The 24,635-nt window shown below is 55.8% G+C and carries 24 protein-coding genes; 13 read left to right on the top strand and 11 right to left on the bottom strand.

What is annotated here, in order from left to right:
- Positions 1-3: 3 nt before the first annotated feature.
- Positions 4-822 (top strand): hypothetical protein, encoded by an 819-nt coding sequence (locus tag BEQ56_00415; GenBank protein ID AOH44326.1) that lies wholly within the window; start codon positions 4-6, stop codon positions 820-822.
- Positions 823-950: 128 nt separating this feature from the next.
- Here BEQ56_00415 and BEQ56_00410 read toward each other — a convergent pair whose 3' ends face one another.
- The 4 genes from BEQ56_00410 to BEQ56_00395 form a co-directional block, all read right to left on the bottom strand.
- A complete protein-coding gene (locus tag BEQ56_00410; protein AOH42082.1) occupies positions 951-1,280 on the bottom strand; it encodes a thioredoxin in 330 nt (109 codons plus the stop codon).
- Positions 1,281-1,404: 124 nt separating this feature from the next.
- A complete protein-coding gene (locus tag BEQ56_00405) occupies positions 1,405-2,193 on the bottom strand; it encodes a hypothetical protein (GenBank protein AOH42081.1) in 789 nt (262 codons plus the stop codon).
- Positions 2,194-2,209: 16 nt separating this feature from the next.
- The gene (locus tag BEQ56_00400) at positions 2,210-3,625 is read right to left on the bottom strand and encodes a phosphomannomutase (GenBank protein ID AOH44325.1); all 1,416 of its coding nucleotides are present in this window, start codon (positions 3,623-3,625) and stop codon (positions 2,210-2,212) included.
- Positions 3,626-3,707: 82 nt separating this feature from the next.
- Complete coding sequence (locus BEQ56_00395; protein ID AOH42080.1) at positions 3,708-3,926, bottom strand: hypothetical protein; 219 nt, start codon at positions 3,924-3,926, stop codon at positions 3,708-3,710.
- On the opposite strand from BEQ56_00395, the gene BEQ56_00390 reads away from it, so the two are divergent.
- The 6 genes from BEQ56_00390 (at position 3,914) to BEQ56_00365 (ending at position 11,866) form a co-directional block, all read left to right on the top strand.
- Positions 3,914-5,470 carry a hypothetical protein gene (locus BEQ56_00390; protein ID AOH42079.1) on the top strand — a complete coding sequence of 519 codons (1,557 nt, stop codon included), beginning with the start codon at positions 3,914-3,916 and terminating at the stop codon, positions 5,468-5,470. The genes BEQ56_00395 and BEQ56_00390 overlap by 13 nt on opposite strands.
- Before the next feature lie 67 nt (positions 5,471-5,537).
- Entirely contained in the window at positions 5,538-7,373 is a 1,836-nt protein-coding gene (locus BEQ56_00385) for a hypothetical protein (GenBank protein AOH42078.1), read from the top strand.
- Positions 7,374-7,464: 91 nt separating this feature from the next.
- Complete coding sequence (locus BEQ56_00380; GenBank protein AOH42077.1) at positions 7,465-7,695, top strand: hypothetical protein; 231 nt, start codon at positions 7,465-7,467, stop codon at positions 7,693-7,695.
- 14 nt (positions 7,696-7,709) lie between these two features.
- Positions 7,710-9,302 carry a hypothetical protein gene (locus BEQ56_00375; GenBank protein ID AOH42076.1) on the top strand — a complete coding sequence of 531 codons (1,593 nt, stop codon included), beginning with the start codon at positions 7,710-7,712 and terminating at the stop codon, positions 9,300-9,302.
- Between the two features lie 149 nt (positions 9,303-9,451).
- The gene (locus BEQ56_00370; protein AOH42075.1) at positions 9,452-11,026 is read left to right on the top strand and encodes a phosphoglycerate mutase (2,3-diphosphoglycerate-independent); all 1,575 of its coding nucleotides are present in this window, start codon (positions 9,452-9,454) and stop codon (positions 11,024-11,026) included.
- A gap of 93 nt (positions 11,027-11,119) precedes the next feature.
- Positions 11,120-11,866 (top strand): hypothetical protein, encoded by a 747-nt coding sequence (locus BEQ56_00365; protein AOH42074.1) that lies wholly within the window; start codon positions 11,120-11,122, stop codon positions 11,864-11,866.
- 156 nt (positions 11,867-12,022) lie between these two features.
- Here BEQ56_00365 and BEQ56_00360 read toward each other — a convergent pair whose 3' ends face one another.
- The 3 genes from BEQ56_00360 to BEQ56_00350 form a co-directional block, all read right to left on the bottom strand.
- Positions 12,023-12,610, bottom strand: coding sequence for a hypothetical protein (locus BEQ56_00360; protein AOH42073.1), 588 nt, complete (start codon positions 12,608-12,610; stop codon positions 12,023-12,025).
- Between the two features lies 1 nt (position 12,611).
- A complete protein-coding gene (locus tag BEQ56_00355; protein AOH42072.1) occupies positions 12,612-12,836 on the bottom strand; it encodes a hypothetical protein in 225 nt (74 codons plus the stop codon).
- 281 nt (positions 12,837-13,117) lie between these two features.
- Positions 13,118-14,152: a hypothetical protein gene (locus tag BEQ56_00350; GenBank protein ID AOH42071.1), complete on the bottom strand. Its 1,035-nt coding sequence runs from the start codon at positions 14,150-14,152 to the stop codon at positions 13,118-13,120.
- Positions 14,153-14,279: 127 nt separating this feature from the next.
- Between BEQ56_00350 and BEQ56_00345 the strand changes: the two genes are divergently transcribed.
- The 6 genes from BEQ56_00345 (at position 14,280) to BEQ56_00320 (ending at position 19,851) form a co-directional block, all read left to right on the top strand.
- Positions 14,280-15,701, top strand: a complete 1,422-nt coding sequence (locus BEQ56_00345) for a hypothetical protein (GenBank protein ID AOH42070.1) — start codon at positions 14,280-14,282, stop codon at positions 15,699-15,701.
- Positions 15,698-16,978 carry a hypothetical protein gene (locus tag BEQ56_00340; protein ID AOH42069.1) on the top strand — a complete coding sequence of 427 codons (1,281 nt, stop codon included), beginning with the start codon at positions 15,698-15,700 and terminating at the stop codon, positions 16,976-16,978. The genes BEQ56_00345 and BEQ56_00340 overlap by 4 nt, the downstream gene beginning before the upstream one ends.
- Positions 16,979-16,983: 5 nt before the next feature.
- Complete coding sequence (locus tag BEQ56_00335; protein AOH42068.1) at positions 16,984-17,361, top strand: holo-[acyl-carrier-protein] synthase; 378 nt, start codon at positions 16,984-16,986, stop codon at positions 17,359-17,361.
- Positions 17,362-17,368: 7 nt separating this feature from the next.
- Positions 17,369-18,031 (top strand): hypothetical protein, encoded by a 663-nt coding sequence (locus BEQ56_00330; protein AOH42067.1) that lies wholly within the window; start codon positions 17,369-17,371, stop codon positions 18,029-18,031.
- A 3-nt stretch (positions 18,032-18,034) separates the two neighbouring features.
- Complete coding sequence (locus BEQ56_00325; protein AOH42066.1) at positions 18,035-19,009, top strand: hypothetical protein; 975 nt, start codon at positions 18,035-18,037, stop codon at positions 19,007-19,009.
- 200 nt (positions 19,010-19,209) lie between these two features.
- The gene (locus BEQ56_00320) at positions 19,210-19,851 is read left to right on the top strand and encodes a hypothetical protein (GenBank protein ID AOH42065.1); all 642 of its coding nucleotides are present in this window, start codon (positions 19,210-19,212) and stop codon (positions 19,849-19,851) included.
- A gap of 5 nt (positions 19,852-19,856) precedes the next feature.
- On the opposite strand, the gene BEQ56_00315 is transcribed toward BEQ56_00320, so the two are convergent.
- The 4 genes from BEQ56_00315 to BEQ56_00300 form a co-directional block, all read right to left on the bottom strand.
- Complete coding sequence (locus BEQ56_00315; GenBank protein ID AOH42064.1) at positions 19,857-20,927, bottom strand: hypothetical protein; 1,071 nt, start codon at positions 20,925-20,927, stop codon at positions 19,857-19,859.
- 19 nt (positions 20,928-20,946) lie between these two features.
- Positions 20,947-21,951 (bottom strand): hypothetical protein, encoded by a 1,005-nt coding sequence (locus BEQ56_00310; GenBank protein AOH42063.1) that lies wholly within the window; start codon positions 21,949-21,951, stop codon positions 20,947-20,949.
- The gene (locus BEQ56_00305) at positions 21,948-23,495 is read right to left on the bottom strand and encodes a sugar ABC transporter ATP-binding protein (GenBank protein AOH44324.1); all 1,548 of its coding nucleotides are present in this window, start codon (positions 23,493-23,495) and stop codon (positions 21,948-21,950) included. The genes BEQ56_00310 and BEQ56_00305 overlap by 4 nt, the downstream gene beginning before the upstream one ends.
- Positions 23,496-23,562: 67 nt before the next feature.
- On the bottom strand, positions 23,563-24,612 hold the full coding sequence (locus tag BEQ56_00300) for a hypothetical protein (protein AOH42062.1): 1,050 nt from the start codon (positions 24,610-24,612) through the stop codon (positions 23,563-23,565).
- Between the last annotated feature and the right edge of the window lie 23 nt (positions 24,613-24,635).

Here is a 24,635-nt window from a genome sequence, read left to right as displayed (position 1 = left end):
GAGATTGCTTTGGAGGTCCGGGACGCCCGTTTTCGCTGGGCGAAACGATCGGAAGACCAGTTCCATCACGTGAACTTATCGCTGCGCCGCGGTGAGGTATGCGCGGTGCTTGGCCCGAACGGAGCCGGGAAGACGACGTTTTTACGCTGTCTGATGGGCCTGCTCCCCTGGAGCGAGGGGGAAACGCTGCTGTTCGGCGAGCCGATGCGGCGAAAGGGCGAGCGCGAGATCTGGCGGCTGATGGCCTACGTTCCGCAGGCGCGGAGCCAGCAGGTCGCGTATACCGTCGAGCAGATGGTCCTGCTGGGACGCGCGCCGCGTTTAGGCGTTTTCGCGAAGCCGGGAGAAAGAGACGTTCGGCTGGCGCGGGAGACGATGGAGACGCTCGAAATCGGTCATCTCCGCGATCGGCTCTGCACGCGGATTTCCGGCGGCGAGCTGCAGATGGTCCTGATCGCGCGGGCGCTCTGCGCCGAGCCGTCGATCATGATTTTAGACGAACCGGAGTCGAACCTGGATTATAAGAATCAACAGAATATCCTGCGGATCCTGAAACGGCTGGCGTCCGAATCCTCGATCAGTATTTTGTTTAATACGCACTATCCGGAACATGCGTTGCGTCTGGCGGATCAGACGCTCCTGATTCATCGCGGCCAGACGACGGTCGGGCGGAGCGACGCGCTGCTGAACGACGAAAATTTATCGCGGCTCTTCTCGATCCCGATCGCGGTCCGCGAGATCGCGCTGAACGAGCGGACGTACGCGGTCGTGGTTCCGTTATCTGATGAAAAAGAGGCGGGGCTGAAAGCTGAGCGGGGCTGAGGACAAACGAAACCGGCGAAGAGACGGTTTTCTCGATTCTGGAAAAGCTCTCCTCGCCGGTTCTTTTTTTAAGAGTGAAGCTGGTGGCGCCCCGACCTGTTCAGCAGCGCTTTTTTTGCTCCAAAGCGTTACGCGGCGATCAGCGCGTCGACCATCTCGCGCAACTTTTCGCCGCTCAGCGTACCGGAATGGCGCTGCCTGACTTCGCCGTTTTTGACGAATAAAAGCGTCGGGATCGTCGTCACGCGATAATCCATCGCGCGTTCGGTCTGTTCGTCGGTATTGACCTTCGCGACAATAATTTTATCGGCGTATTCTTTCGCGATCTCTTCCATCATCGGCAAAACCATCCGGCAGGGTCCGCACCACGGCGCCCAGAAGTCGACGACGACCGGGAGCGAGGATTTCAATACGGCGTTTTCAAAGTTCGCATCCGTAACATGAATAGGTTCGTTCATTGTTTATTTTTTTCCTTTCTGAATCCACTGCTTCTGTCAAGCTTCAGCGGTAAAGAACCGCTGCAATTTGATAGATTTCTATTTTATCCGACAATTTGCACGGTTTTAGAAAATTAATAATTCTCTAAGATAGGCGGAATAACTCGAACGCGTTCGCGCTCGTCCGCGTCATGACGTCTTCGACGGGAAGGCCGCGGAGTTCGGCGAGGAACGCGCCGACGAGCGGGACATAGGCGGGCTGGTTGCGCTTCCCGCGATAGGGCGCGGGCGTCAGGTAGGGCGCGTCAGTTTCAAGAACGATTTTTTCAAGCGGGACCGTCCGCGCCATTTCACGGCGGAGGGGCTTGTTTTTAAACGTGATCGCGCCGCCTAAGCCGACGAAAAAGCCGGCGTCGGTAATTCGGCGCGCCTCTTCCGCGCTGCCGTCGAACGCATGGAACACGCCGCGGTTCCCCGGCGCGCGCCGGATCCATTGTTGGACGATCGGAAAGAGGTCCGCGAACGCATCGCGGCAGTGCAGAATAATCGGGAGCTGGAGCCGTTCGGCTAAATCGAGCTGGCGCAGGAGGTTTTCGCGCTGCCGTTCGGACGGACAGTCGTTCCAATAGTTATCCAGTCCGATTTCGCCGACCGCGGCGCAGCGCGGATCCCGCGCCAGCCCTTCCAGCGCGCGCAGCGTTTCGTCGTCGACGACGGCGTCGGTATTTGGATGCACCCCGCAGGCGAACGTCAGTCCCGTTTCTTTCGCGGCTAAGGCTTTCGCCCGTTCGGAGGTTCCCAGGTCGATCCCGGGAATCAGGACGCGTTCGACGCCGGCCTGGCGCGCGTTGAAGAGAACCTGATCCAGGTCCTCTTCGAACGCATCGAGGTTCAGGTGACAATGGGTATCGACCCAAAAGCGTTTCGGTTCCAATGCAGGTTTAAAGCGGCTATTCGATTCCGGCGGTTTTCAGCCCGTCGGCGAGAATCGCGTCCACTGCGCTGGGTTTGGTTGTTTCCGTGTAAACGCGGATAATCGGTTCCGTTCCCGAGAACCGGATCAGCATCCAGCCGCCGTCTTTCATCTCGAACTTGAAGCCGTCGGTGGTATTGACGTTGACGACCTCGATTCCGCCGAGGGTCTTCGGATAATTGGCCTTGATCGCCGCGATCCTGTCGGCGTTGCTGCCCTTGAATTGGGTATCGATTCGCTTGTAATAATGCGCTCCGACGGTTTCGAAGAGCCAGGCGAGAAGCTCGGACGGTTTCTTTCCCGTTTTGACCATGAAGTCAAGGAAGTACAGATTCGCCAGGATCCCGTCGCGTTCAGGGACGTTCCCGCGGAAGGCATAGCCGCCCGATTCCTCGCCGCCGATGATCGCGTTGGTTTCCGTGAATTTCGGCGCGACGTATTTAAAGCCGACGCCGGTTTCGTAAAGCGGGCAGCCGTATTTTTCAGCCAGCTTATTCAGCATTGTCGTTGTCGAAAGCGTCTTGACGATCGCGCCGGTTTCTTTTCGGATTTCAAGAAGATACAGTGTCAGGAGCGCCATGACCTGAAGCTGGTTCAGGAATTCGCCCTTTTCGGTCCCCATTCCGCAGCGGTCCGCGTCGCCGTCCATGATCAGGCAGACGTCGGCCCCTTCCTTGACCGTGCGTTTCAGCCCGACGTTCACGTTCGGCGGGATCGGCTCCGGTCGGGTCATTTCAGGAAAAAGCGGGTTGCGCGTATCATGAATTTCGATAATTTCAGTCTTCCCGCCGCCGAGGAGACGCGTGAACCATCCGCCGCCGTTCCCCCACATCGAGTCGACTACAATTTTCAGCCCGGCGTTACGGATCGGCTCCAGGTCGATCAGGTCTTTCAGGTGTTCGATGTAGTTGATCGAGGCGTCGAAATATTCAATCGAGCCGTTTTTCAGTCCCTCGCCGAGCGGGATCGAAACGACGTCGCCGACGTCGTCAGGGATCGCAGCTTCGATTTCGAGCAATCCGGCGGGGTCGATCGCGCCGCCGGTTTCGTCGCGGACTTTGAAACCGTTGTCGACGGCCGGGTTATGCGAGGCGGTGATATTGATCGCGCCCGCGGCTTTGCTGTCGCCGACGGCGAACGAAATGACCGGGGTTGGGGTCGGCCCGTCGGTCAGGAAAACTTTAAATCCGTTCCCGGCGAGAACCTCCGCGCAGAGCGCCGCGAAATTTTCGGAATGGAACCGTTTATCGTAGCCGACGACAACGCGCGCGCCTTTTTTACCGCGATTCAATAGATAATTTGCGAAACCCTGCGCGCAGCGGCGGCAGTTCTCAAACGTGTATTCGTCGGCGATTCGAGCTCGCCATCCGTCGGTGCCGAATTTGATTTTCAGGCTCATATTGTTCCCTCCAGTGGATTTTTTTTTCAGTGTGTTCAACGAACGTGTGAACCGGGGTCACTTTAACTCGGGTTAATTATAATCCGTCCCCGCGCAATTCGATCAAAGGATTTTCGCGGATGGTCCGGAGGAACCGCGCCGGGTTTCCAGCCTGTTTCGGAATATAATCAACGGGAACGGCCCGCCCTGTTGGAAACAAGGTCGGGTCGAAGAAAAAAATCAAACGCGGGGAACGGCGGCGAAAGAGAGCCAGGAAATATGAATTTATCGAAACGTCAGGATTTGCGCGAGGCATCCGACAACCGGTTTTTCCGGATCGGCGCGGCGGCGGTTTTTTCGCTGACGGCGCTTTACGTTTTTTTTATGATCGCGACGCGCTTCACGGTTAATTCGGACAATATGTACTTCATTCTCGCAGCCGAGGACATGCTGGACGGGAACTGGACGCTCGCTGGCTGGCGCGGCGGTTTCTTTTCAGCGCTGACCGGGGATATCCTGTGGGCGCTGCCGCTGCGGCTGGTTCTGGGCCGGAAGGCGGCGCTGTACCTGATCGGACCGATCAGCTGCGGGCTGGTCGCGGCGTTCGCGTTCCTGACGCTCCGTTCGGAGCGCCAGACGGCAATCAAGCCGGGATGGGTCTGTTTTGCAGCGCTGCTGCCGGTGGCTCTGATCCCGCGCGCGCTGTGGCATTCGATGGCGACGGTCGGGATGCATGCCGTCGCGATTGCGCAGATTTTCGCGTTGGTTTGGCTGGCCTCACGGCTGACGGACCGTCCGTCCGAACCCAGCGCGCTGAGCTGGGTCGGGTTCGCCGTCTGCGTCGCGCTTGGCTGCGTCGCCGACGGCTTCGTTCTGTATTTCTTTGCCGCGCCCTGTCTCGTCGTCGCGGCGGCTGACGCCGTTTCCCTGAGGCGGCGCCGCGCGCTGAAACTTGGGGCGGCCGCGCTCGGGGGCGTTTTTCTTTCGAAAGCGTTCCTGATCTGGCTCGAACGCAGCGGCGGGCTGACGCTGACGGCGACGAAAAACGGGGTGATCGGCGTGGCGGATCTGGGGCGGTACCTGATGAATGGGGCGGATACCTGGCTGCGGTTGTTTACGCGAAGACCCTGGCTGGCGGTTCCGGAGCTGACGCCGGTGGAGTGGATCGGGGCGGGCGCGATGGCGCTGTTTACGGCGGGGATGGCGGCGCGCTGCGGCGTGCGGCTGATACGCGATTGGCGCGGGGGGGCCATGGCGGATAAGCTCCTCTTTTTCGGCGGCGGCGCGGTCGTCGCCAGTTTTACGCTGACGGACGTTACGCAAGGCGAAGCGGCGTTCCGTTACCTTGCTCCGGCGTATTTTCTTTGGATGGAGCTTGCGGTCCGGGCGACCCCGCGCCTTTCTCCGGGCTGGCGGCGGAACGCAGCGCTGACGGCTCTGGTCCTGATCGGATGGTCGAACCTGTCGGCGGAATTTCGCGCTTCGCCGCCGAGCGACAACCGGCTGGTTGAGCTCGCCGACGCGCTGAAGGATCGGGGCGCGGCGCGGATATACGGAACTTATTGGGAATCCGCGGCGTTAAATTACTATTCGGGGAACCGGATTCAGGCGGCGCCGATCGTTTATGAGAATGGGACGATCGGTCCGGCGGTCGCGTCGCGGGCCGACTGGTACCGCGCCGGATTTAACGCGCGCTGCCTCCTCGTTGACGAAACCCAGCGCGACGGGTTGACCAACGCACGGATCGAAGCGTTTTTCGGTCCGGCGGACGAATTTCTTTTGTATAATCAAGCGGAGATTCGCTGTTACGACGTGAATCTTTCCGAGATCATGGAGCGGAACGGGATTGATGAATTCTGAAGAAAAAAAGGCCTCCCGAACGGGGGCGAGTAGGCCGCCGCGAGGGGGAGCTCCCGGAGCTTTAAAAATGGGGCTGCTGCGAGCGGCGTTCATTCTGGTCGCCGGCTGCGTGGCGGCGGGACTGACGTTCGTTGGATACGCGCTTTATACGCGCGAGGCGTATCATGAGAAAATTTTCCCAGGGGTCCACGTTTCCGGCGTCCCGCTCGGCGGGCTGACGACGGGTGAGGCGGAGGCGCTGCTGCGCGAGAAGCTGACGTTTCCGTTTGCGGCGGCGTTCGCGTTCCGGTATGAAGACAACGTCTGGCATGGGATCCCGGAAGAATTGGGGATGCAGATTCAGTTTCCGGCGACGGTCGCGAACGCGTACGGTTTCGGGCGCGGCGGCGATGAGATGAAGAACCTGCGCCAGCGGGTCATGGCGCGGACGATCGGAGTGAATCTGGAGCCGGTCCTGCTGTTTGATCAGCGGGTCGCGTTCAATTTTATTTCAGATATCGCTAAATATATCGACGTCCCCATGGAACAGCCGTCGCTTACGCTTCAGGGCTCGTTGGTTCGGATCGAAGCCGGAAAGGCGGGGCGGCTCCTGGACCGGCCGGTGACGCTGGCGATGCTGGGGATGCTGGCGAAGACGATGCGGACGACAGAGCTGGAGCTGCCGGTCGTGACGCTCGAAACGACGGCGGATAAGCTCGCGGAAAAGAAAGCGCAGCTCGAACAGGTTTTAGGCGCTCCGTTCAAGCTGTTCGTCCGCGAAGGCGACGGGTACCGCGTAATCGACGAGATTGCGGGCGATTTGCTCGCCGGATGGATCAACTTTACGCCGACGATCTACCGGGACGAGGTATCGATCGAGATGACGATCAGGCGCGACCCGTTTTATAACCGGCTCGTCTCGCTCAGCGTCGATTTATTCCGCAAGCCGCGGAACGCGAAGTTCATTTTTAACGACGACACGCGGCAGTTAGAACCGTTCGCGGAGGCCGTCGTCGGGCAGGAGCTCGATATCGAGGCCTCTCTCCGAAATATTCAGGACGCGATTCAGGGCGGTCGCGGCGAAGCGGAGCTGGTTTTAGAGATTTCGGAGCCCGAGGTCCGTTCGAACGCAACGGCGGAATCGCTGGGGATCCGCGAGTTGGCTTTTTCGCAGTATACCTACTTTTACGGCTCGTCGCCGGAACGGATTCAGAATATCGTCGCCGGGTCGGCTCCGTTTCATGGCATGCTCATTAAGCCGGGGGAGACGTTTTCGATGGCGGAGAATATCGGCGATATCGATATTGAAAACGGGTTCGCTGAGGCGGCGGTTATCGTCGGGAACGAAACGGTTCAGGGGGTTGGCGGCGGAATTTGTCAGGTCAGCACGACGCTGTTCCGGACTGCGCTGAACTATGGGCTTCCGATCAAAGAGCGTCATCAGCATGCCTACCGCGTTTTTTACTATGAACGGCTGGCGAATGGAAATATCGATCCGGGGCTGTCGGGTCTCGACGCATCGGTTTTCTTCCCGGTTCTGGACCTGAAATTCACGAACGATACGCCGAGTTGGATTTTGATGGAAGTGTACGTGAATCCGGGGGCTTATACGATTCAATGGAAATTTTACAGCACCAAAGTCAACCGCTACGTGGAGCTGGAGACGACGGGGCCGACGAACCTGACCGAGCCGGGCGAGCCGATTTACCGGGAGAATCCTGAGCTCCCGACGGGCGTTATCGAGCAGGTCGACTGGGAAATTAAGGGTGCGGACGTCGACGTCGTCCGGACGGTGTATGAAGACGGACTGGTCCATCTTCAGGACCGCTTCGTTACCAACTATAAGCCTTGGCAGGCGATTTATGAGTATGGGCCTGGGACGGAAAATATTCCGACCCCGTCGCCGACCGCTGCGCCGGATTAGACGACGCGTCGGAGTCTGGGCGGAATTCGAGTCTCGGAAAATCCCCCTATGGTAGAATAAGTAAAAATGGAGAGAAAAAACCGGAGGGATCATGATTCGAAAGGATCTGCTGGAAATTCTGCGCTGTCCGGTCTGCGTAAAAAATGGCGCTGGATCTTTAAGAAATTATAAAGAAAGTTATCTGATCTGCGGCGATTGCGGACGGAAATACCCGATCGTAGAGGATATTCCGGTCATGCTGATCGACGAAGGTTCGAAGTATATCGAAACGCCCGAAGAATCGTTGGCGATCCCGCCGGTTTTATCTGAGGAAGTGTCATAAGGAGTTTGCGACGGATGGAAAAAAATCAACCGTATCGAAACGTTAATCCGTCGGCGCAGGGGCAGCCCTGTCCGCCGCGGCAGCAGCAGCCGGGGCCGGTCCCGAACCCGGCGGGCGCGCAAGGATACCGTCCCAACGGGGCTCCTCCGGCTTCGTCCGCGTTTGGCGGGAACGACCCCAGGCGCCAGAAGCCTCCGAAGGCGAAGAAGCCGCGAAATCCGCGGACGAAGTTCATTGTTTTCGGCGTGCTGACCGTATTGGGGATTATTCTCGGGATCTTCGCGTTTCGAACGGTCAATCATTACGCGCGGACGTTCTCGATCGTCAAGCTTCCCGGCCTTCCGCTTGTCAACGAGTCGGGCGAAGTAACGCTGCGGAACGACGAAGATGAGGCCGGAAAAGAGTCCGAGATTTCAGTCGCGGATTTAGCCGAGGTGGAACATGAGTCCTGGGACGGGAAATCGCGGATCACTTGTCTGGCGATGGGGCTCGATTACCGCGATTGGGAAGCGAACGAGCGCGCCTCGCGTACCGACTCGATGATGCTGGTGACGTACGATCCGGTGACAGGCCGCGCGGGGATGCTTTCGATTCCGCGCGATTTATGGGTCTCGATCCCCGGACATGGCTATCAGCGGATCAACACGGCGTATTACCTTGCCGAGGCGGAAAATCTCCCCGGCGGCGGTCCGCAGCTGGCGATCGAAACGGTCGAGCTTTTCCTCGGCGTCGATATTCAATATTACGCGGTGATTAATTTTGAAGGATTCGCCGACTTTATCGACGCGATCGACAAGCTGGCGATCAACGTTAAGGAGGATATTACGGTTGACCCGATCGGTCCGGCGAATACGGTTACGCTCCATGCCGGCGTTCAGGACCTCGACGGCGCGACGGCGCTCGCTTACGCGCGTCACCGGTATACCCTTGGCGGCGACTTTGAACGGGCGCAGCGGCAGCAGGACGTTTTATACGCGATCTATGAACAGCTGATCTGGCAGCTGCCGAAGCTGCTCGCCAATCCGCAGCAGCTTTACGACGCCGTGACGAAAGCGGTCAAGACGAACTTATCGATCAGCGACATGGTCAAATTAGCCTGGACGGTAACCGATCTCGAGCCTTGGGAGATTTCCCGCGCTGTGATCGCGCCGCCGTATCAGGTCGAGCTCGAAAAGAGCCCGAACGGCGAGGATATTCTGGTTCCGATCCCGGATAAGATCCGCGAATCGCGCGACGCGATTTTCGGCGCGTCGGTCGCGGCTTCTCCGGCGACGATGCTCGGGGAGGGTCAGGACGAATCGGTCCTGGTCGCGGGTGAAAAAGCGCGGATAACGCTCCTGAACGGGGCGAGCGATCCGGCAATTTTCGATCGGACGGTCGCGTACTTCCAGACATACGGGATCGAAATCGCGAATCAGGGGCCGGCTCAGAACTCTTACGCGAACGGGCTGGAGATCATTACCGGGAAGCCGTTTACCGGAAAATTCCTGCGTTCGGTCCTGAACGTTCCGATCGAGTTCGTACGGATGAGTTACGACCCGAACAGTTCGATCGACTTTGTCGTGACGATTACGGACGCATGGGCGAATAATAACCCAATGCCTTAATCCTGGGAGGCGAGCGGGAAGGAGGATCTCTTCTTCCCGTTTTGCTTTTGAGCGTTCGCGGCGCGGGAAAAAAGCCGCGGGGCGGACGGAAACTTATCTGACAGCTCGGGATTTTCCCGAAAAATGATTCATCTATAAGTGAGGGTTATATGGAAAAACCTTTGGTTTTAGTCGTTATGGACGGCGTCGGTTTCGGAAAAGACGAAGCTGGCGACTGCGTTCGTAAGGCGCATACGCCGTATCTGGATTGGCTGCTGCAAAACTGTCCGAACGTACGCCTGAAGGCGCATGGAACGGCGGTAGGGCTGCCGTCGGACGACGATATGGGCAACAGCGAAGTCGGGCATAACGCGATCGGCTGCGGCCAGATATATTCGCAGGGGGCGAAGCTCGTTAATGAAAGTATTGCCAGCGGGAAGATGTTTGAGTCAGAAGTCTGGCGCGAACTCGTTGACAACGTCAGGAAGCACGGTACGACGCTGCATCTGATCGGGCTGTTTTCGGACGGCAACGTACATTCGCATATCAACCATGTCAAAGCGATGATCGAGCACGCGAAAAAGGACGGGGTCGCGAAAGTCCGGCTGCATATTCTTCTCGACGGACGCGACGTTCCGCCGACGTCGGCGCTGACCTACGTTGAGGATATCGAGCGCTTCTTCGCCGGGCTGAACGACGCTTCGTTTGACGCGCGGATCGCTTCCGGCGGCGGGCGGATGTATATTACGATGGACCGGTATCAGGCGGACTGGCCGATGGTCAAGCGCGGCTGGGATACGCATGTTCACGGGGAGGGACGGAAATTCGCTTCGGCGACCGAAGCGATTCAGACGTACCGCTCCGAAATCGATCCGTTGATCGATCAGGACATGCACGAGTTCGTTATCGTCGAAAACGGGAAGCCGGTCGGGACGATCGAGGATAACGACAGCGTCATTTTCTTCAATTTCCGCGGGGACCGCGCGATCGAACTGAGCATGGCGTTCGACTATGACGCGTTCGATAAATTCGATCGCGGCCGGCGTCCGAAGGTTCTGTACGCCGGAATGCTCCAGTATGACGGCGACCTGAAGCTTCCGGACCGATATCTCGTTAATCCCCCGTCGATCTCGAATACGCTGACCGAGTTCCTCGTCGGAAAGGGCGTCAACGAATTCGCGATTTCCGAAACGCAGAAATACGGACACGTGACGTATTTCTGGAATGGGAATCGGAGCGGGAAGGTCTCGGAAGAACTCGAGACGTACGTCGAAATTCCGTCGGATAACGTTCCGTTCGACCAACGGCCCTGGATGAAATCGGCGGAGATTACCGATCGAATGATTGAGGCGATCAGGTCCGGGAAGTACGGCTTCTTGCGGTTGAATTATCCGAACGGCGACATGGTTGGGCATACCGGCGTTATGGAATCGACGATGATTGGCGTCGAGTCGGTCGATCTGGGACTGAAACGGCTGATGGAGCTGATGGATTCGGTTGATTTCACGCTGGTCGTGACCGCCGATCACGGCAACGCCGACGACATGTTGAAGAAGAAAAAAGACGGCGGGTACGAGCCGAAAACGTCGCATTCGCTCAACCCGGTTCCGTTTATTATTTATGACCGGACACGGAAGGTTGAATTCGCCGACGGGCAGTACGGTCTGGCGAATATCGCTGCGACGGTTGTCGAGCTTCTGGGGTTCGAGCCAATGAAGATTTGGGAAAAGTCGATGCTCAAGTAATCGTTCGGCTATGAATTGGGAAGTTTAAAACGGAAAAAGCGGGTCGGGCAGCTGACGCCCGCTTTTTTCGAACCAGGCGTAAAGGAGGTGTGCATGGTTAAGGTTACGGTTTTGGGAGCGAACGGCTGGTACGACGACGCGAACGGGATGACAACCTGCGTTCTCGTGGAGACGGAGAACGAGACGATTCTTTTGGACGCCGGATCAGGGCTGACGCGGGCGCGTTCGCTCGTCGATTTCCAGAAGCCGGCGTTTCTTTTCCTGACGCATTTGCATCTGGATCATATCAGCGGGCTGCATACGATCGGCCTGTTCCCGTTTGAGGCGGGATTGACGATCGTTACGCCGCTCGGCGGAAAGGCGGAGCTGGAGGCGATCCTGCGTCCCCCGTTCATGTCGCCGTTGGAGAAGGCCCCTTTTGCGAGCCGGATCGTGGAAGCCGAGACGCTTCCGGGCGGGCCGCTCCCGTTTCGGGCGGAGGCGCTGCCGCTGGTGCACGCGGTCCCGGCGACAGGATACCGACTGGAAGTCGAGGGACGGATTGTCGCCTTCGTTTTAGATACGGCGCGCTGTGAAAACGCGGAGCGGCTGGCGAAGAACGCCGACCTGCTGATCACGGAGGCGGGGTTCCTTCCGGGAGAAACGGGACCGGCAGGGCATCTCGATCCGGAGGGCGCGGCGCGGCTGTCGCTGGCGGCGAACGCTGAACGGACGCTCCTGATTCATTTCGGCGCGGCGGCGTATATGGACATGGGGTCGCGGTCGCGCGCGGTTCAGGATGCCCGGAAAATTTTCCCGAACCTGATTACAGGGACGGATTGGGCTGAGGTCCTGCTGTAGCGGATGTGCGGGGAAGGATGGAGAAAAAAAGACGATCGGGGGAAATACAAGCTGCCTCGGTATGGTTCCGATCGCCTTTTTCCCGGGCCGAATTTGTTCAGTCGATTCAGACCGCAAAGGGTTTTATCAGGCTCATCCATAATATACGTTTCGAAATCAGGTCTTATCCCGATTTTTCCCGTTTCTATCGGAAGAAAAAATTCGCGATCGAAAAATAAAATTCGCGATTAAAACCGCTAATCCGATCATCGCGGAATAAAATGCCTCGACAGTTTTATCCTTCCAGATTAAAAAAGCGATAAAACTGAGAAATGCCAAAACAATGATGAAAGCGAATATAAGACCCCGATTCGCTAACCAACGATCGGTCTCTTGTTCTTTCTCGCCTAATTTAGATTCCGTTCGTTGACTTTCTATCTGGGATTCTACCAGCAGCTTCTCCATTGCGTGACGATGTTGTTGTTCGTTCTCAGCTAGGCGAAGAATCCGTTCCGGGGCGGTAGGTTCTACCTCTTTATAGCCTGCCAGCCAGTCAGGCGGCGGAACCGGGCTTTTAATTAGCTGTCTGGATACTGATAAGGTCCTGATAACCTGTTCAATCTTCTGGTTTTTGCTTTCGGTCGGAATATCCAGATCATCAACAATTGCTTCTGCGAGTTGACTTAGCTCTGTATCCGAATCGAAGATCCTGTTTTGGCTATCAATTTCTTTATTCTCTAAGCTGGTATCGTCGGGATTGCTCATTTTATTTAACTCCAGCCTTGGATTTTTCTGCGGCCCTGATTAAATCGAATCCCACGTTTCCCCAGTCATTTCTTAATTTCGCCGCGTCGTCTGCGAACGTTTTGAGCCGAATCTCAGGTTTCCGGGTAAATCTCCCCTGATATCTCCTGTAAAGTTTACCTGTCGGCGAGAGTATTCTGTCGAATCCTTCAAGTAAATAATTTTCACGACTGATTTTAATATTCATAGCTCACCTTTTATTTCCAGCTGCCTTTATTTTATCGTTTGGGTGCTGAAAAATCAATAGGCGTCTTACCTGACCCAAACCGTGCGCGTCACCGGTAAAGGGCAACGCCGCTTTATCGACTGTTGCCGTCTCTTAAAGGCATAAATGAAAAAGGGGCAACGCCCGGAAAATTTTCCCGAACCTGATTACAGGGACGGATTGGGCTGAGGTCCTGCTGTAGCGGATGTGCGGGGAAGGACGGAGCTTGCCAGGCCGTCCTTCCCCTATATAAACCCCGCGTTTTAACGAACGTTGACGCGGAAAGTGAATTGGCAGTTGATCACGTTATTCTGGACGATTCCCCAGGTCATCGTGAAAAGTCCGCCGGTATTCGGCGTGATCCCTTCGAACGAGATGGTGAGCGTCTGCCCCGGGGCGATCGTTGTCGGGATGTCCTGCGCCGTGAGCGCCGGGTTCCGGAGCATGTTGTTGCCTTCGATCAGCGCAAGGTCATAATTCGCCGTGTCCCAGGCTACGGCGCTGTCGTTCCGGACAGTTACGGAAAACGTCATCGGGGCGTTCGGTCCGAAGACTTCCGAACCGTTCGGCGAAATACTCTGCACCGTGCAGGTACCGCCGCCGGAGGAAACGGAGCCGGCCGGTACGGCGTTTCCAGTCGCGCCGCTGACGACGATTTTGACCCAGATCGGGGTCGTCTGCGCGCTGGTTCCGAAGAGGGCCCCCGACGCGTTGCGCATCAGCCAGTTCCCCTGGAATTCGCCGTTGGCGTTGGGCGCGCGCATGTCGACGGCGACGTCGACGGTCTGACCCGGGCCGACCGTCGACGGAATTTGCACTGCGGCCGGCGCGCCCATCTGCTCACCGCTGTAGAATACGAACTGGTACGCGGTTGTCCAGGTGCAGCTGCCGCTGTTCTGGATCCGCCAGATTTTCTGGAAAGTCTGGTTCGGCTGCATCGCGGTCTTATCGGGAATCGAAACGTCGGATACGAACGCGAACCGGTCGCAGGCGGTCTGCGCTGGGGGGGCGTAGGAACCGCCGCTGGGCTGGGCCGCGACGGGGAGGGTCGGGATCGCGGTTGGAAGCGCGGGGATCGTCGGCGGGACTGCGATGATCTGGCTGGTCGGGGTCGCCTGTGGGAGGACGGCGATCTGGGTTGTTGCCGGCTTGTCTTGCGCGACGATTGCGTCGACGGTTTCGGCCGCCCATTTTTGAATCTGCTCCGCCGAAATTGTCGGTTCCGGAGCGCTTTTTCCGCCGCAGGCGGTCAAAAGGAGGACGCTGAGGAAAAGGAGAAGCGCGTATTTAAGTTTCATGAGATCAGACTCCTGTCAACGGTTTGTACTGAATTTGATTTATTCATTATACGCTTGAAAAGGCGAAAAAGTTCCGGAATGGGGCTGCGCGAAGGGAATTCCTGCTTATAATTAGACAAGTTAAAGTATGGGTCAATTTTTCAGAAGCGAGGTCACGCGCATGCGAAAAAATAAAACGATTCGCACGACGTTAGAGAATGGGTTAACCGTCGTTTTACGCGAGGTTCATTCTGCCCCGATCGTCAGTCTCTGGGTCTGGTACCGTGTCGGGTCCCGAAACGAAACGGCAGGGGCTACCGGCGTTTCGCATTGGGTTGAACACATGCAATTTAAAGGTACCGCGAAATACGGTCCGGGAGAGGCTGACCGCGCGGTCAGCCGCGTCGGCGGGGTTTGGAACGCGATGACGGCGGAGGATTGGACGACGTATTATGAAACGGTTCCAGACGGTGAAATCGATCTGGTCCTGGACCTGGAAGCGGACCGGATGGTCGGGAGTTTATTCCTGCCTGAGGAAGTCGATTCGGAACGCACGGTTATTTTATCGGAGCGGGAAGGGCTTGAAAACGATCCGATGTTTAAGCTGGACGACGCGGTCAAGCGGGCTGCGTTCGACGTTCATCCGTACCGAAACGAGATCATCGGCGAGACGGCGGACCTGAACGTGATGGGGCGCGACGATCTTTACCGGTATTACCGGAATCATTACGCGCCGAACAACGCGGTTCTGACGATGGCTGGGAATTTTGACGCGGACGAAACGCTCGAAAAGATCCGGGCGCGATTCGGACCGATTCCGCGCGTGGAAACGGATCCCTGCGCCGTGATCGGGGAAGGAGAAATCCCTGAGGCGCGGTCGGTCGAGGTCAGCGGTCCGGGCCAGCTGGCGTACGTTCAGCTGTCCTGGCGGGCGCCGTCGGCGCGGGACGACGCGTTTTTCGTCCTGGCGGTCCTGACGTCGATTCTCGCCGGCCCGGCGAGCCTGAATCAGTTCGGCGGGGGCGGGACCGGCAACCGCATGAGCCGGCTTTACCGCGCGCTGGTCGAAACAGGGCTCGCGGTCGGAATCGCGGGCGATTTTTCGGCTTCGATCGATCCCGGCCTGTATTCGATTACGCTGGTCCTGAACAGCGGCGTGGCCCCCGAAGAAGCGGTCGCGGCCGTCGACCGCGAAATTGAACGGATCCACCGCGGCGAAATCAGCGCGGAAGAAGTCGCGAAGGCCGCGAGGCAGGCGCGCGCGATGTTTATTTTTGGCAGCGAGGATATTACAAATATTGCGTTCTGGCTGGGGTATTCGGAGATGTTCGCGGACGGTTCCTGGTTTGATTCCTATGTTGACCGCGTCGCAGCGGTGACCGCGTCCGACGTTATCGATTACGCGAAGCGCCGTCTTCGGACGGATAACCGTGTCGTCGGATTATACGATCCGGAGGACGCCGGTTTTCCCGGCCCGGAGTTCAGCGGTGAGCCCGGCGCTGAAGAGGCAGAGCCGGATCAGGACGGCGGCGGAGAGGAAAAAAATACGAAAATTGGAGGCGCGCAATGACGAAGCGAACCGGAACGCCGGGAGCGGACGATATTCTTCGGAAGGAACTCGCGAACGGCATGATTCTCCTGGCTCGGGAAAACGAATCGAGCCGGACGGCGGCGATCAGCGCGTTTATTCCTGGCGGGGATATGACGAACCCGCAGGGAAAGGAAGGGCTCAGCGGCCTGATGGCGTCGCTGCTGACCTCCGGAACCGGTACGCGGGATGACCAGGCGATCAGCTCGTTTCTCGAGACGATCGGCGCGTCGATAACTTTTTCGAGCGGGATGCACGGGTTATCGATGCGGATCAGCTGCATCGCGGAGGATTTTGATCCGGTCCTGAGCCTTGCGGCGGAAATCGTTCAGGACCCAACCTTCCCGGAGGCGAAATTCCAGCAGAACCGCGACCAGATGACCGCGGCGCTCCGGTACCGCGCGCATGATACCGGGGAAATGGCTTCGCTGCTTTTCCGGAAGCTCTATTACGGAGATCATCCGTACGCCGTCGATGGGATGGGGACGGTCCGGACGCTGGCGGGGCTGACGCGCGGCGACGTCGAAACGCAGTTCCGTTCGGCCCTTCGAACCGCCGGAACGATCCTGGCGTTCAGCGGCGGGATCCCAACCGAGCGCGTCCTGGAGTCGGTCGCGGCGGCGTTTGGTTCGTGGAACGCGGCGCCGACGCTTTCGGAACGGACCGACCCGGTCGCGGGCGCGCCGTCCGCCGCAAGGGAGCATTATGAAATTCCGGGCATGAGCCAGCTGAATTACGTGGTCGGATTCGCCGCGCCGGCGATTCTCGATCCGGACTATAACGCTTTGCTCCTAGGGAACTGCGTCCTGGGGCAGTTCGGTATGATGGGCAGGATCGGGAACGTCGTTCGCGATCAGAACGGGCTCGCTTATTCGATTTCTTCCGCGCTGAATCCGCTCCCGTTGGGCGGGACATGGCTTATTCAGGCGGGCGTGAATCCGGATAACTTTGAGAAGGCGTTGGCGCTGACGCTTTCGGAAGCGCGCCGTTACCTGGCCGAGCCGGTCAGCGCGGAAGAGCTCGCCGATGTCAAGTCGTTTCAGAACGGCGTTTTACCGTTGGTTCTCGAATCAAACCGCGGGATCAGCAGCGCTTTGCTCAGGATAGAACGCTGCGGGCTGGGGCTCGATTATTATCGCGAAATCGGCAGCAAGCTTGCGGGGATCGGCGCGGAGGAAATCCTCGATGCGTCGCGCCGGTACATGGAGCTGGACCGGGCGGTGATCGCGAGCGCTGGAACGCTGGAACGGGGAGCCTGATCCGCATGGCCATTCGGACCGGTATCGACCTGATCGAAATTCGGCGGCTGGAAACGCTGAACCCGTCGATTCGCGAGCGCTTTTTCGCGCGGGTTTATACCGAACGGGAGCGGGAAATCTGCGCCGGGCGAATGGAACGGTACGCGGCGCGTTTCGCCGCGAAGGAAGCGGTTTCGAAAGCGCTGGGGACGGGAATCGGCGAGATTGGCTGGAAGGAGATTGAAATCGATGCCGCGGAGAATGGGGCGCCGGTCCTGATCCTCTCCGGAGAAGCGGCGGCGAAGGCGGCGGCGCTGGGCCTGAGCGACTGGTCGGTCAGCCTGACGCATACGAAGCTGTACGCGGCTGCGGTTGTCGCGGCGGCCGGCGTGGAAAAGGGATAAACCGGAAATGGCGCGGATCCTGGCGATTTCAGACGTAGAGCTTGGGCAGCTGTATAACGCGTCCATCCGGGATCGGCATCAGGGAATCGATCTGGTTCTCAGCTTGGGCGATCTGCCGATGTATTATCTGGATTATATTTCCAGCGCGCTGAACGTCCCGCTGTATTACGTCCTGGGGAACCATCACGCCGATTCGAAACGGCAGGAAGCGAGTTACGGGAGGGGACCGGCGGATTGGGACTGCGGAAATAATTTACATCAGCGTTTCAGGCGTTTTGAAGACAGCCTGCTGTTTTTGGGAATGGAAGGCAGTATCCGCTATAATTACGGCCCGGCGCAGTATACGCAGGAAATGATGTGGTCGATGTGCTTACGTTGCGTTCCGCGGCTGATGCTGAACTATGCGCTGTACGGTCGTTTTTTAGATATCTTCGCGACGCATTCGCCGCCATACCAGATTCATGACGCGGACGATCCGCCGCATATCGGCTTTAAGGCGTTCCGTTGGTTCCTGAAAACGTTCCGTCCGCAGTTTCACCTGCATGGGCATATCCACCTGTATCGGCAGGACGCGGTCCGCGAGACGGTTTACTATCGGACGCGGATTATCAACTGCTACGGGTACCAGATTATTGAAGCTTTCGAGCCGAAGCGAAACGAAAGGCGTTGAAAAATGAGCGGGAAGGTCTTCGCTGTTCGGGTTTTTGGAGTTGGGCTGGCGCTGCTTGCTTTGTCTGGGTGCAGCGTGGTGACGGAAATGATGCCGGTCGATCCGCAATCGGCAACGCTGACCGCGCTGGTGACGCCGACCTCGGTTCAGCCGACGCTGGATCTCAAGGGGAACGATGTTGTTGGGGAGCAGGGCTGCGTTATTTACGCCGCGCCGTCGATAACGACGTTCGACGACGCGGATGACGGCGGAATTTTTCAATGGGCCGAGGGCCAGCACCGTCTCGCGTACGTTACGCCGGAAAACCGCTATTGGGCATGGTTCTCGGGCGATGCGGCGGTGCTGACGATTGCGGAGGACCCCGACGACCTGAGCGTGGTATTTACGAACGGGCTCAAGGTTTTCGGCGATTTCGCTTTTTCGCCGAACGGTTCGAGGGTTGCGTTCGTCGTTTTCCGTCCGTCGGATAAGCTGTACACGGTTTACGTCGCGAGCGTCGGCTCGGGGCTGCAGCTGACGAGCGATCTTTTCCCGGGAAATTCGGCGTCGACCGACGATTACAGCAGTCAGAAATCGGTTATCGGCTGGACGTCGGAAAATCAGGTCCGCGTATCGACCAGCTGCGGAATCGATTGCGAAAAGGTGTACCGGATTAATAGCGATACCGGCGCGCTGGTATTTGAGGAAGAGACGCGGAAGCATGGGCATTCCGGGCGGGTTTTTGAACCGCTGGTTCGAACGCTTGACGTCCGTTATTATCCAGAGATGAGTTACAGCAACTGGTCCAGGTCGGAGAATCTGGTTTTCTATATTGACGAGCGCGACGCGGTCTGGATTCTCGACGATCGAACGAAGCAGCAATATCAGCTCGGTATTGAAGGGGACGGTATTCTTCAAAGCGCTTGGTCGTACGACGCGAAGTATCTCGCGATTCGTTACGCGGAGGAGATTCTCGTTTATCAGGTCAAGTGCAAATAGGAAGCGTCGGCCCGGGCCGATCCGCGGCTTTCGTCGTGAGCCGGCGTTTGATTCTGGCGCACGCTTTAATCGGATCTGCCTCGTTTCGGCGAAAAGTAAGGTAGAATATGCGCTCGGCGATCTGAAAGAAAACGCGAAATTCGGACGGATTGGTTTAACGCATGACGACAGGTTTTCGCTGTCCTGAGCAGAGGGAATTGATGACGGAAACTTACAGCCTTCAACAGCTTGACAAGATCAATATTGTTTCCGAAGATGGGAAAATGACGTTTGGCCCGGATCAGGAATGGTATCCGGAGGAACGCGCGCGGATATCAGGCTGCGGACCGACGAGCGGTGCGCTGATTACGGCGTATCTGGCGCGGACACGGCCGGAGAAATACGGCGCGCTCTATCGAGAGGCGACGTTTGGGAAAGCGGATTTCGTCCGTCATATGCAGACCCTGTTCCGCTACCTGCTTCCGGGGCCGATGGGACTGAATAGTCTCGGGCTGTACCGCGAAGGGATGGAGGCGTATCTGAAATCGATCGGAGTCCTGATGACGCCGCTGATGTTCCCTGTTCATGGGATTGATTATTTCGAGCGGAACCGGGCGGAGGAGCTGCGCGCGTTTGTTCGGGACGCGCTCGCGGAGGATCAGCCGATCGCTTTCCTGGCGCTGTCACGGGGAAAAGAAACCGCGCTGCAAAACTGGCATTGGATTACGATCGTGAGCGCGGAAATCAGCGACGAGGGGTTGTATGCGACGGCGAGCGACGAGGGGATTGCGCGGCGGTTCGACCTGATGAACTGGTACCGGACGACGCGGCTGTCCGGCGGGTTGATCCGGCTGCGGGGATGAATGGATCACATTGCCTTAATCAGCTTCGCCATTTCATTCGTGCAGTCCTCCGCCTGCGGAAATTCGCCTGTATGCTCGAAAAAGGCATGCGCCATCCCGCTGTAGCGGTAAAAATGAACCGGGACGCCGGATTGGACTAAGCGGACCGAAAATTTTTCGGCTTGTTGGCGAAGAAAATCGTACTCTGGAACGGCGATAAACGTTTCAGGGAAATCCGCATAGTTCGAAGCCAGATATGGCGAATAAAGCTGATTATAGCAATCAGTCGGATACTTCGGATAAATCTTTTCAAGGAGGCCGGCAGATTTCTTTATATCATCTACCATGAACTTGAGAATCTCAATGTCTTCGTTCATCTCATACGCATCTTCCGTCCATCCATATTCGGTAAAGGATTCGGCAATTACAGCGGGATAAAGCAGCAGTTGCAGCTTTATCATTCTCTTTCTGTCTAAAAGGCAGCAGGCCGCCGCAAGATTTCCCCCGGCGGAGTCCCCGGATACCGCGATTTTCGTCGGGTCGATATTTAACGCCACAGCGTTGGCATACGCCCATTGGACCGTTTCCCAGCACTGGAGCAAACCTTTTGGAAATCGATATTCAGGCGCTAAGACGTAATCCACAGAAATAACAACAGCTTCAGATCGTTCTGCAAGCAATTTACATGCGTTTTCAACGACGCGTGTCGTTCCTCCAAAAAAACCGCCTCCATGGAAATAAACGACGAGCGGGGATTGCTTTGCGCCGAGAGGCGTATAGACCCAAAACGGAATATTTCCGTATTCGGTCGATATAACTCGATGTGAGGTAATTATATTTTTGCTTAGATCCTGATTTTTGCAGCCCATTGCATCGCGTAAACCTTGAATATCTTCGCGGGTTAACCGGGTTGGATCCGGAACCAGGTAATGATTTCCGAGACTATGCTGAGTTTTGCGCATCCATGCAGCTTCGCGCTCGTCAGGAATTCCGCGCCGGTCAGATTCCGGGACCGGTTTAATTTTGATTTCTAATCCGTCCTGATGCTCAATTCTGATTTTATGTGCAAGAACCTTAAGACAATCCTGATAATCCATATCTATCTGCTCTTTCTTTTTAACGATCTTTTGAAAATTTCTTCATGTCCATACTGACTGCAACAATGATAATGACTCCTTTTACGATCCATTGCCAATAAGAGCTGAGTCCGATAAAGGTCAAACCATAATTAATCACGTTAAAGATCAGTACGCCGATAAATACGCCGAAAACGTTTCCGACGCCGCCCGTCATTGAGCAGCCGCCAACGATACAGGATGCGATCGCATCCATTTCATAGCCGTTGCCGTACAGGCTTGTCGCGGAACCGGTCCGCGCGGCTTCCAGACACCCGGCCAGACCATAACATGCTCCCGCCAAGCCGAACGTTACCATCTGAATTTTGAAGACGTTGATCCCCGATACGCGAGCGGCGTCAGGATTACTTCCGACTGCAAAAATTTCGCGTCCAAGAACGGTTCGTGTCAGTAATAAGTGAACTGCAAGAATGACGCCTGACGCAATATAGATGATAAACGGAATACTCAGGAATGCCCCTGTCCCAAGCGTTGAAAACGATTTCAAAAAGCCGCCTAACGGTTGGGAATTATTCGGCGGTTTGTTGCTGTAAAGCAGGTTCGCGCCATATGCAATCATCATCAGGCTTAATGTCGCCAGGAAAGACGGCACGCGCAATTTCGCAACTACGAATCCGTTGGAGAAGCCAACCATTAAACCGATTCCTACGGCCGCAATAATTGGGACGATCAATGGCAGCTCGGGCAGATTTGGCCAGAATTTAATATAATAATCGCCTTTTTGCGCTAAGGACCCGGCAACAACGGCCGCTAAGCCAACCGTCCGTCCGCCGGACAGGTCGGCTGAACCCGACACGATAATAAACATGCAACCCATCGCAACGATAACCCGTGTTGAGCTCTGAATCAGAATATCGCGTAGAACTCGAAAGGAAAAAAATCTCGGCGACATCAGACCGATTACGACAATGATCAGCGACATAATAATATAGAGCGCATAATTTTCAAAGTAGCTGCGAATATTTACCGATTGTATTTTCTTCATGAAACCCTATCCTCGTCTGATAATTTGTATGAGCTTGCAAGCCGCATGACCTGTTCATCCGTTGCCGTTTTACCGTCGAGGATGCCGGAAAGCCTCCCTTCGCACATGACCGCAATTCGATCTGACATTCCTAAAAGCTCCGGCATTTCAGAGCTGATCATGATAATCGCTTTCCCATTTTTCGCCATTTTCTCGATCAGCGAATAAATTTCATATTTAGCGCCAGCGTCGATTCCGCGCGTTGGCTCGTCCATGATTAAAATTTCCGGATCGGTCAGCATCCACCTTCCTAACAGCACTTTTTGCTGGTTTCCTCCGGAAAGATATTTTATAAACGTCTTCAGTGACGCGGTTTTAATAGCGAAAGCGTCGATATATTGATTGGCGGCATGAATCCGCAGCGGATCGGATAGGAACGGGCCTTTCCGATAAATCGCGGGATCGGAAGATTGCTTTGCGATCGTTATATTTTCCATGACTGTGAGTTTGGGGAAGATTCCGGATATCCGCCTATCTTCGGTCAGCAGCGCCATTTTATCCTTAATCGCTTTTCTCGGGGAGTCGATGACTGTCTCTTGTCCGTTGATAAACAGTTTCCCGCTGCGGACAGGGTGTAATCCGAAAATAGATTCGACAAGCTCTGTCCGCTGCGACCCAACCAGACCGCCGATTCCTAAGATCTCCCCTTTCCGTAACGAGAGGTTAACCTTGGCGAAGCTGTGATTCTTTGCGCTGGTAAATCCCTGTATTTCCAGAATAACGTCGCCAGGCGTATGCGTTTTGGGCGGAAAGCGATGATTTATTTCCCGTCCGACCATCCGTTTCACGATTAAATCGTTATTCAATTCATTGGTTGGCCAGGTTCCTACGATCTGGCCGTCGCGCATGATGGTAACTTCTTCCGATATCTCCAGGACCTCGTCAATTTTATGTGAGATAAAGACGATCGAAACGCCTTTATTGGATAATTTCCGGATAATCCCGAAAAGCAGCTTCGCCTCGGCGTCCGTTAATGAGGAAGTTGGTTCATCCATGATAATGACGCGCGCATCGCTCGAAACCGCCCTCGCGATTTCGAGCAGCTGACAATGCGACGATGAGAGATTGCTGACGATGGTTCCTGGGTCGATATCAATCCCTAACTCTTCAAAAAGGGATTTCGTATCCTTTAACATTTTTTGATCGTCAACCCAGTGAACACCCAAAAAGCGATGGAAGGGAATTCTTCCGACCCAAATATTTTCCATCGCGGATCGCGTTCTGAGTGGCTGGAGCTCCTGATGAATCATGGCGATTCCGGAATCCAGCGCCTGACGCGGACTTTCAATCTTTAATAGATTGCCATTCAGGAAAATTTCGCCTTCGTCCTGACGGTATATTCCGAAAATGCATTTCATCAGCGTTGATTTCCCGGCTCCATTTTCTCCCATCAACGCATGAACTATTCCGGGCTTAATTTGAAATGAGACGCGATCCAAAGCTTTTACGCCCGGAAAGGTTTTGCTGATATTTCTCAGTTCCAGCAAGTTCCTATCATCGTTCATCAGGATCTCCATACCAACAGGGATCGCCGGGCGATCGTCCGACGATCCCGTCAATTTCTGTCATAAGTTAAAAACTTGTATCTGTAATATCGTACTTTGCATCAGAGAGGTTTTCTTTCGTAATCGGCGTGTAATCTAACCAGACGCGGTGCTCTTCGACTGACGCGCCTTCCAGCCCTAAATTTTCAGTCGTTACTTCTTTGCCTTCTTCCAACAAAGTTATGATCTTGTAAATCGCCTTCCCTAGCTTAACCGGATTATTCAGGGACGTTACCAGTAAAGTCCCCTCTTCAATAGAATCGCAGCCAACAACCGTGGCGTCGACTCCGCAGACTGGCAGATAGCTTTTTTCGTCTTGAAAGAATCCGCTTGCTTTCAAGGCTTCAATTGCTCCCAGCGCCATGTCGTCGTTGCAGGCAAAAATAACGTCGATATCATCTCGGAAATTCGCCAGCAAAGCGGCGACTTTTTCCTGCGCCAATCCGCGATTATATTCGGCGATAATTTCTCCGCCAATGCGGTTGGTCGTAATGCCTGCGTCTTCGACCGCTTTTATCGAGTATTCCGCCCGTACCTGCGTATCATAATGCCATGTTAAACCCAGAAGCATGAGGTAATCCATCTTCCCGTTGCCATTTCGATCCGCGTCCGGATTTTCCTTCCAATACTTAGCGGCCGCTTCACCCATAATCGTTCCGGACTGGGGGGCGCGTGACGAAACCAAATAGAGATTTTCGTTTTGCTCGAAATCTTCGTCAGAGGGCGAATCCGTGTTTGCGAAAATCAGCGTTACACCTTCGTTTTTCGCTTGCTGACTGATTTCAGAAATCGCGCCGGTATTAATGTTATTGAGAACCAAATAATTGACGCCATTCGAATACATATTATTCAGATTGTTTGTCTGAGTGCCGATGTCTCCTTGCGAGTCGGCGTCAATGATATCGAAAAGGTCTCCCGCTTTCGTAACGTTCAGGAGCGATTGCCGTGAATTCTGGATAAAAGTATCGGCAAAGTTATACCAGATCACGCCGACCAGCGGTTTATCCTTCGCGCAAGCGGATAGCACAGAACCAAAAACAGCACAGATAATAAGAACAAACCCAAAAAATTTTTTCATCTTTTTTACTCCTTTATAATGTC

The organism is Anaerolineaceae bacterium oral taxon 439 (assembly GCA_001717545.1).
Classification (GTDB): Bacteria; Chloroflexota; Anaerolineae; order Anaerolineales; family Anaerolineaceae; genus Flexilinea.
Note: the sequence above shows the minus strand (reverse complement) of the source record. Positions and strands in the feature narration are given on the sequence as shown.

What these genes read in the sequence shown, in the direction of transcription:
- BEQ56_00345 (AOH42070.1), top strand. Translation starts at nt 14,280, where the DNA reads ATGGGTCAATTTTTCAGAAGCGAGGTCACGCGCATGCGAAAAAATAAA.
- BEQ56_00355 (AOH42072.1), bottom strand. Translation starts at nt 12,836, where the DNA reads ATGAATATTAAAATCAGTCGTGAAAATTATTTACTTGAAGGATTCGAC.
- BEQ56_00410 (AOH42082.1), bottom strand. Translation starts at nt 1,280, where the DNA reads ATGAACGAACCTATTCATGTTACGGATGCGAACTTTGAAAACGCCGTA.
- BEQ56_00350 (AOH42071.1), bottom strand. Translation starts at nt 14,152, where the DNA reads ATGAAACTTAAATACGCGCTTCTCCTTTTCCTCAGCGTCCTCCTTTTG.
- BEQ56_00320 (AOH42065.1), top strand. Translation starts at nt 19,210, where the DNA reads ATGACGGAAACTTACAGCCTTCAACAGCTTGACAAGATCAATATTGTT.
- BEQ56_00300 (AOH42062.1), bottom strand. Translation starts at nt 24,612, where the DNA reads ATGAAAAAATTTTTTGGGTTTGTTCTTATTATCTGTGCTGTTTTTGGT.
- BEQ56_00375 (AOH42076.1), top strand. Translation starts at nt 7,710, where the DNA reads ATGGAAAAAAATCAACCGTATCGAAACGTTAATCCGTCGGCGCAGGGG.
- BEQ56_00310 (AOH42063.1), bottom strand. Translation starts at nt 21,951, where the DNA reads ATGAAGAAAATACAATCGGTAAATATTCGCAGCTACTTTGAAAATTAT.
- BEQ56_00385 (AOH42078.1), top strand. Translation starts at nt 5,538, where the DNA reads ATGGGGCTGCTGCGAGCGGCGTTCATTCTGGTCGCCGGCTGCGTGGCG.
- BEQ56_00360 (AOH42073.1), bottom strand. Translation starts at nt 12,610, where the DNA reads ATGAGCAATCCCGACGATACCAGCTTAGAGAATAAAGAAATTGATAGC.
- BEQ56_00335 (AOH42068.1), top strand. Translation starts at nt 16,984, where the DNA reads ATGGCCATTCGGACCGGTATCGACCTGATCGAAATTCGGCGGCTGGAA.
- BEQ56_00325 (AOH42066.1), top strand. Translation starts at nt 18,035, where the DNA reads ATGAGCGGGAAGGTCTTCGCTGTTCGGGTTTTTGGAGTTGGGCTGGCG.
- BEQ56_00315 (AOH42064.1), bottom strand. Translation starts at nt 20,927, where the DNA reads ATGGATTATCAGGATTGTCTTAAGGTTCTTGCACATAAAATCAGAATT.
- BEQ56_00330 (AOH42067.1), top strand. Translation starts at nt 17,369, where the DNA reads ATGGCGCGGATCCTGGCGATTTCAGACGTAGAGCTTGGGCAGCTGTAT.
- BEQ56_00365 (AOH42074.1), top strand. Translation starts at nt 11,120, where the DNA reads ATGGTTAAGGTTACGGTTTTGGGAGCGAACGGCTGGTACGACGACGCG.
- BEQ56_00380 (AOH42077.1), top strand. Translation starts at nt 7,465, where the DNA reads ATGATTCGAAAGGATCTGCTGGAAATTCTGCGCTGTCCGGTCTGCGTA.
- BEQ56_00305 (AOH44324.1), bottom strand. Translation starts at nt 23,495, where the DNA reads ATGAACGATGATAGGAACTTGCTGGAACTGAGAAATATCAGCAAAACC.
- BEQ56_00395 (AOH42080.1), bottom strand. Translation starts at nt 3,926, where the DNA reads ATGCCTCGCGCAAATCCTGACGTTTCGATAAATTCATATTTCCTGGCT.
- BEQ56_00340 (AOH42069.1), top strand. Translation starts at nt 15,698, where the DNA reads ATGACGAAGCGAACCGGAACGCCGGGAGCGGACGATATTCTTCGGAAG.
- BEQ56_00370 (AOH42075.1), top strand. Translation starts at nt 9,452, where the DNA reads ATGGAAAAACCTTTGGTTTTAGTCGTTATGGACGGCGTCGGTTTCGGA.